This window comes from Actinomadura sp. KC345 (assembly GCF_004348515.1).
In the GTDB taxonomy this organism is placed as follows: domain Bacteria; phylum Actinomycetota; class Actinomycetes; order Streptosporangiales; family Streptosporangiaceae; genus Spirillospora.
In genome coordinates, this window is the sequence record NZ_SMKH01000395.1 from 1 (window position 1) to 5,877 (window position 5,877).

A 5,877-nucleotide genomic window follows, 5' to 3' on the forward strand; every position below is an offset into this window, starting at 1 on the left:
GACACCGCGGCGCCCCCGGTGACCGATGTCACAGCCGGGCAGGACGTCCCGCCGCGTCCGGGACCCCAGGGCGACATCTCCCCCGAGGAGGTCCGCGAGCACCTGCGGCGCAGGGCGATCTTCCTGCGGGAACTGGCCGAGGCCCGTGAGCTGCGCCGCCGGGTGACGCCGCACCGGTCGCGGCGCGCCCGGATCCACGCGGCGCTGCGCCGCCGCACCTTCCGCATAAATTGACGCGGATCGAGTACGTTCCTTCCGCTGGGCACGGGTTCGCGGCACTGACTCCCGGTTTCACGGGCGGGTGCGGCGCCCAGTTTGGCGTTGGGGCACGCGGGGACCTCCGCATCTGGGACCATGCCCTGGCAGGAGACGCGCCGGTGGGGTGGAAATGACGGATGTGGACGCGACGGACTTCGCCGTCGTGGTGTATCGGGAAGACGAGGGCTGGGAGGCCGAGATCCTCCCGGTGGCGTTGACCGAGGACCTCGCGGGGCTGGTCCATGCCCTGCGCCAGCAGCCGAGCCTCGGCGGCACGGTCGGGCTGGTCTCGGTCGGCGACGACTTCTTCGTGGCGATCCGCCTGCTGGGCGACGACGTCATGGTGTTCCTGTCGGACGTCACGGCCTCGGTCGACTGGCCGCTCGCAGGCCAGGTCCTGGAATACCTGGACATCCCGATCCCCGAGGACGAGGAACTCGACCAGGTCCTCCCCGTAGGCGACATGTCCATCTTCGCCGATCTCGGACTGGACGAGATGGAGCTCGGCGCCATCTCCGGCGACCTTGAGCTCTACCCGGACGAGATGCTGCTCAGCATCGCCGGCCGCATCGGCTTCGCCCCCGCCTTCGAACGCGCCATGGACGCCGTCGCCTGACGGCACCACGACACGACCATCCGGACATAGTGGATATTTCACCCGCGATTGGATCGATCCCGCGACGCCAAGGGGTTGTGACCGGGGCGACCACGTGGGTCACAATTGGTACGTGTCCGCATTCGCCGCCGTGTTCGCGCAGACCCCGCACGGATGGGTCGGCGCCGAGGCCATCCTCGCCGAGGCCGAGCACGTCGACGACATCGCCGACCTGATGCGGGAGGCGGCCGTCGAGTCCTACGGCGACCCGGTCGTCCTGCTGATCGAGCAGGACGACGACTGGTTCGCGGTCGTCCGCCTGGACGGTGAGGGCGAGCCTCGCGCCTACGTCTCCACCGTCCGCGAGGACGGTCTCGGCTCCCTGTTCCAGCAGCTCGTGGGCGAGGTCCCGGACGGCGACCCCGGCGGCGACCCGGCCCTCCTGGAGGACTTCGGCCTCGACTCCACGAAGCTCGGCGACCTCGGGGAGAGCGCTCTCCCGGGCGACGCCCTGCTCGCCGTCGCCGAGCACGCCGGCTTCGGCGAAGAGTTCGACCGCCTCCGTGACTGATCCCGGCCCCCCGCCCGAGCCCGCGTCCGAGCCGGCCGCGACTCCGCGGCCCGGCGAACCGGCTCCCCCGGGACGCGAGGGCGACGCCGTGGTCGCGGCGTTCACGGCGCCGATGCGGCGGGCGCTGCGCGAGGCCCGCGTGGCCTTCGAGGACGGGGAGATCCCGGTCGGCGCGGTCGTCCTGGACGCGACGGGCGAGGTCATCGGGACAGGTCACAACGATCGCGAACGGTCCACCGACCCCACCGGGCATGCGGAGATCATCGCGATGCGGGAGGCGGCGGCCGCCCTCGGGGAATGGCGCCTGGCGGGCTGCGCCCTGGTCGTGACGCTGGAGCCGTGCACGATGTGCGCCGGAGCGTCCGTCCAGGCCCGCCTGGACCGGATCGTGTACGGCGCCATCGACCTGAAGGCGGGCGCGGTCGGCTCGCTGTGGGACGTCGTCCGGGACAGGCGCCTCAACCACAGGCCGGAGGTCATCGCCGGCGTCCTCGCCGACGAGTGCGGCGCCTTGCTCACCGAGTTCTTCACGCACCGCAGAGTCAGGTAGGCTCTCCCGCGGTGGTGTCGCCTAGTGGACGAGGGCGCACGCCTCGAAAGCGTGTGAAGGGCAACCTTCCGTGGGTTCGAATCCCACCACCACCGCCAACCCGAACCGCCCCGGCGCGCGACGCGCAATACCGGGGCGGTTCTGCGTGTACTGACATAAATGTAAGTATTGGCTCATGAAAGAGACGAAGCGTGAGTTCACCTGTGGGCTTGACGCTGCCATCGCCGTCATGGGGGGCAAGTGGAAGGGGTTGATCCTCTTCGCGCTCCAGGACGGCCCTCTGCGTTTCGGGGAGCTGCGGCGCGCGGTCGCGGGCATCAGCGAGCGGGTGCTGATCATGCAGCTGCGGGAGATGGAGACCACGGGCCTGCTGCATCGCGAGGTCTACCACCAGGTTCCGCCGAAGGTGGAGTACTCGCTGACCGAGTTCGGGCATGCCCTCAACGACGCGATGGCGCCGCTCGGCCAGTGGGGCGAGGACAACATCGAGCGCATCGAGTCCATCCCGTGGGACCGGATTCGCTGATCGGCGTGGATTTCAGCCGACCGTCACCAGGGCGACGCCGGCCACGGCGACGGCCATGCCTATGCGCTGGATGGTGCGGAGGCGTTCGGTGTAGGCGATTCTGGCCAGCAGGACGGTGATCGCCGGGTAGAGGGACGTGAGAACGGCGGCGAGGCTGAGCATGCCGCCGTGGGCCGCGAGGAAGTAGAGGACGTTCGCGCCCGCGTCCAGGGTGCCCGACAACAGCGCCAAGCCGATCAGCGTCCGTCCGGATATCCGCGGGCCGAGATCGCCGCCGCGGAACGCCAGGAACAGCAGCGCGGCGGCGACGACGGCCACGTTGCCCAGGCGGGCGCCGACGATCGGCCAGAGCCCGGTGCCGTCCCCCGCCTCCTTCAGGAGGATGAAGAAGATCCCGAAACAGGTGCCGGACAGCCCGGCCATGACCGGGCCCGATTCCAGCAGGCGCCGCCATCCGGTGGTGGCCGTCGCGGCGGCCTCCTTGCCGCCGTCGGCTTCCATGCTGACCAGCCCGATCGCGACCAGGCACAGCAGGACGCCGAGGAGGACGGACGTGTCCAGCCGCTCGCCCCGCGCGACGCCCGCGGCGACCGGCAGAACGGCGGCGGCCAGCGCGGAGACCGGCGCCACCACGTTCATCGGCCCGCGTGCGAGTGCCCGGTAGAAGGTGATCAGGCCCGCGCCGCCGCTCAGCCCGGCCGTGAAACCCCAGGCCATCGGGCCGGGTGCCGGGCTGCCGCCGCTGAGCAGCGCGGACGCCACGACGACCGCGAGGCCGATCGGGACGCACCAGGTCAGGGCCCTCAACGCCGTCGACTTGCGTGTCACGGCGCCGCCGAGGAAGTCGGCCACCCCGTAGGCCAGCGCCGCGCTCAAAGCCAGGACCGTGACCATCACCGTCCGCCGATCAGGCGGCTCTCGATCCGGACGTCCGGCGCGATCTCGCGGAGCCGCCCGGCGAGCCGGTCGCCCGCCTCGGTCAGGCGGTCGAGCGGGTACGGCTCAAGGCTTTCGAGGAGGAAGAAGCCGTTCTTCGTGTTCTCGGTCAGCCGCGTCCGGACGCACTGCCGCCAGTTCCATCGGCGGCACGTCACGCCCGTGTCGTCGCGCCAGACGACCTCTCCGGCGTTCGGGTGCGCGACGGCGGGCTCGCCGCCTGCCATCACGTCGAACGGCTCGTCCCCCGTCGCTGTGACCAGGCGCGCGGGGCCCTGGTAGGCGTCGAGGTCCTCGCCGCCGATGGGCAGCGCGTACTCGACGCTGACCGCGTTGTAGGCGTCCACGACCTTGTTGATGGACGGGAGCGCGTCGGCGCGGCGGAGCAGCGCGTCCACGGAGGGCCGGGTCCGCTGTGGTTTCGCTCCGAACGCCCGGTACGCGTCGCGCCACGCCTCGACGTGGGGATCGGCTGCGTCCGCTTTGCCGGCGGCCTCGGCCAGCCAGCCCTCCGATTCCTGGTCGCTTGGCCCGTTCGCCAGGCCCTCGGCGGTCATGACGAGGACGGCGAAGTCGGGACGCAACTCCCGCACGGCCTCGTCTACCACGACGCGCTCCAGCATCGTCACCCCTCCATGGCGGTCAGTTTAATGACATCAGCATGTCATCATACCGACCGTCCGCTCGTGGCGCCCAACGGAAATCCACCACGCTCCGGAACTCCACCCAGGTCAATCGATCGACAGCCGCTGCTGGATCCGTTCTAGGTCGTGAGGGGGAACAGGCTCGGAATTCCACATGAGACGGAGGTCGTCGCCATGCCACCGGGGGACGAGGTGTACGTGGAAGTGGAAGACCTCCTGCCACGCGGCCTCGCCGTTGGAGTGGACGACGTTCATGCCATCCGGCGCTAGCGTCGCCTTCAGCAAGGCGGCGACCCGGTGGACCATGCCGGCGACCTGAGCGTGAGCGGCTTCGAAGATCTCCCAGATGACTCCTGAGAGCACGTAGCCGCCCGCCGCGATGTGGTCGGCCAGCCGCAACGTCGCCGCGACCCGGATGGCCATCGGGGTCACCAGGTCGGCCGCCGCCCACAGCTCCCCGCCCCAGCGGGTCTCTCCCTCGCCCATGGCTCCTCCTTGCTCGACGGCCCCCCGGGACGTACCCGGTGCGACGACCGGCGCCGGGCACTCCGAGGGGTGCGGGGCACCGCCGGTTCGATGATGGGGCGTCGCGTCCCCGGGCGTGCGGGTAGAACGGCAGGTGGCCGTCACCGGCCTCGCGCGTTGTGGTCCCGGGCTGGGCCTGCGGGACACTGATCGCGATCGGGACACGACGGGCTGGAGGACGATTGAGCGGGCAGGGCGCGATCGGCGAGGCCGTGGCGCGGACCGTCCGGGCCCTGCGGGCCGGGCACGGATGGAGCCTGGACGAGCTGGCGGGGCGGGCCGGGGGGAGCAAGGGCGTCCTGGTCGGGCTGGAGCAGGGACGCGGAAACCCGAACCTGGGGACGCTCATCCGGATCTCCGACGCGCTGGGCGTGCCGTTGACGCGGCTGGTGCAGGTGGAGGAGGAGCCGCCGGTCCGGATGTTCCGGCCTGAGCGGCACGTCGTGCTGTGGGAGGGCGAGAAGGGCGGGAAGGGAACGCTGCTGGCCGGGAGTGACCCGCGGCCGTCTCTGGAGCTGTGGCGCTGGGAACTGCAACCGGGGGAGTCGCGGGCGAGCGACCCGCACGTCCCCGGCACCAAGGAGATCGTGTACGTCCAGGAGGGGACGCTGACCCTCGGCGTGGACGGCCGGACCGACCTCGTCGAGGAAGGCGCAGCCGCCGTGTTCGTGGGAGACCGGCCCCACTCCTACGGAAACGCGACCAAGCGCGAGGTCCGCTTCATCCTGGCCGTCCTCGACCTTTGAGCCCGCAGGGAGGCGTCAGGAGGTCAGGCGGACGGGCATGGCCAGGTAGCGGTAGCCGGTGTCGGACTGGTCGTCGTCAGGAGTCTTCTCCCCCTCGTCCGAGTCGTCCTTCTTATCTGGGATGGCCGTGAGGAGGGCGGCCTTGGTGGGGCCGGCGCATTCGATGCGTGCGTATTCGGTGTCGATGCCGGCCAGGCCGTCCAGGAGGTACTGCGGGGCGAACGCGATGTCGATGTCGTCGCCGGTGAGCTGGGCGCCGAGGCTCTCGTTGGCGCGGGCGGAGTCGCCCGTGGCGGCGCGGATGCGGACCTCGTCGGCGGTGAAGGCGAGCCGGATCGGGGTGCCGCGCTCGGTGACGAGGGCGGCGCGCTTGATCGCCTCGACGAACGGCGCCACGCGGACAGAGTTCGACCTGCCGCTCAACCTCCACGGAACACCCTTCCAGAAGCGCGTCTGGGCATTGCTTCAAGAGATCCCCTACGGAGACACCGCCACTTACGGCCAGCTCGCCGTCGACATGGGAAAT

General features: G+C 70.8%; 11 protein-coding genes, 1 tRNA gene and 1 pseudogene. 8 read left to right on the forward strand and 5 right to left on the reverse strand.

The genetic code is table 11. The annotated features are described in order from the left end of the window. Window positions 1-18: 18 nt before the first annotated feature. From E1281_RS36365 to E1281_RS36390, 6 genes are all read left to right on the forward strand, one after another. Window positions 19-234: a hypothetical protein gene (locus E1281_RS36365; RefSeq protein ID WP_131884244.1), complete on the forward strand. Its 216-nt coding sequence runs from the start codon at window positions 19-21 to the stop codon at window positions 232-234. Window positions 235-388: 154 nt separating this feature from the next. Continuing rightward, complete coding sequence (locus E1281_RS36370; RefSeq protein WP_131884245.1) at window positions 389-874, forward strand: tRNA adenosine deaminase-associated protein; 486 nt, start codon at window positions 389-391, stop codon at window positions 872-874. Window positions 875-986: 112 nt separating this feature from the next. Next, a complete protein-coding gene (locus E1281_RS36375; RefSeq protein WP_131884246.1) occupies window positions 987-1,424 on the forward strand; it encodes a hypothetical protein in 438 nt (145 codons plus the stop codon). Between the two features lie 112 nt (window positions 1,425-1,536). Further along, on the forward strand, window positions 1,537-1,974 hold the full coding sequence (gene tadA, locus E1281_RS36380; protein ID WP_131884251.1) for a tRNA adenosine(34) deaminase TadA: 438 nt from the start codon (window positions 1,537-1,539) through the stop codon (window positions 1,972-1,974). A gap of 10 nt (window positions 1,975-1,984) precedes the next feature. After that, window positions 1,985-2,072: transfer RNA gene (locus E1281_RS36385), tRNA-Ser, on the forward strand. A gap of 131 nt (window positions 2,073-2,203) precedes the next feature. Beyond that, on the forward strand, window positions 2,204-2,500 hold the full coding sequence (locus E1281_RS36390) for a winged helix-turn-helix transcriptional regulator (RefSeq protein WP_279433684.1): 297 nt from the start codon (window positions 2,204-2,206) through the stop codon (window positions 2,498-2,500). A gap of 12 nt (window positions 2,501-2,512) precedes the next feature. Here the strand turns inward: E1281_RS36390 and E1281_RS36395 are convergent, their stop codons facing one another. From E1281_RS36395 to E1281_RS41535, 4 genes and pseudogenes are all read right to left on the reverse strand, one after another. Next, a complete protein-coding gene (locus tag E1281_RS36395) occupies window positions 2,513-3,376 on the reverse strand; it encodes an EamA family transporter (protein ID WP_243717754.1) in 864 nt (287 codons plus the stop codon). A 17-nt stretch (window positions 3,377-3,393) separates the two neighbouring features. After that, window positions 3,394-4,059, reverse strand: a complete 666-nt coding sequence (locus E1281_RS36400; protein ID WP_131884252.1) for a phenylalanine--tRNA ligase beta subunit-related protein — start codon at window positions 4,057-4,059, stop codon at window positions 3,394-3,396. A gap of 108 nt (window positions 4,060-4,167) precedes the next feature. Beyond that, a complete protein-coding gene (locus E1281_RS42360) occupies window positions 4,168-4,443 on the reverse strand; it encodes an HIT family protein (RefSeq protein ID WP_279433685.1) in 276 nt (91 codons plus the stop codon). A 6-nt stretch (window positions 4,444-4,449) separates the two neighbouring features. After that, window positions 4,450-4,566: pseudogene (locus tag E1281_RS41535) on the reverse strand (methyltransferase); the annotation flags it as partial. 221 nt (window positions 4,567-4,787) lie between these two features. Here E1281_RS41535 and E1281_RS36410 point away from each other — a divergent pair. Continuing rightward, on the forward strand, window positions 4,788-5,351 hold the full coding sequence (locus E1281_RS36410) for an XRE family transcriptional regulator (RefSeq protein ID WP_131884250.1): 564 nt from the start codon (window positions 4,788-4,790) through the stop codon (window positions 5,349-5,351). 15 nt (window positions 5,352-5,366) lie between these two features. Here E1281_RS36410 and E1281_RS42365 read toward each other — a convergent pair whose 3' ends face one another. Continuing rightward, window positions 5,367-5,747: a DNA polymerase III subunit beta gene (locus E1281_RS42365; protein ID WP_243717755.1), complete on the reverse strand. Its 381-nt coding sequence runs from the start codon at window positions 5,745-5,747 to the stop codon at window positions 5,367-5,369. Between E1281_RS42365 and E1281_RS42905 the strand changes: the two genes are divergently transcribed. Beyond that, on the forward strand, window positions 5,653-5,877 hold a 225-nt coding region (locus E1281_RS42905; RefSeq protein WP_347813333.1), incomplete at its 3' end, for an MGMT family protein. The two genes, E1281_RS42365 and E1281_RS42905, sit on opposite strands and share 95 nt — an antisense overlap.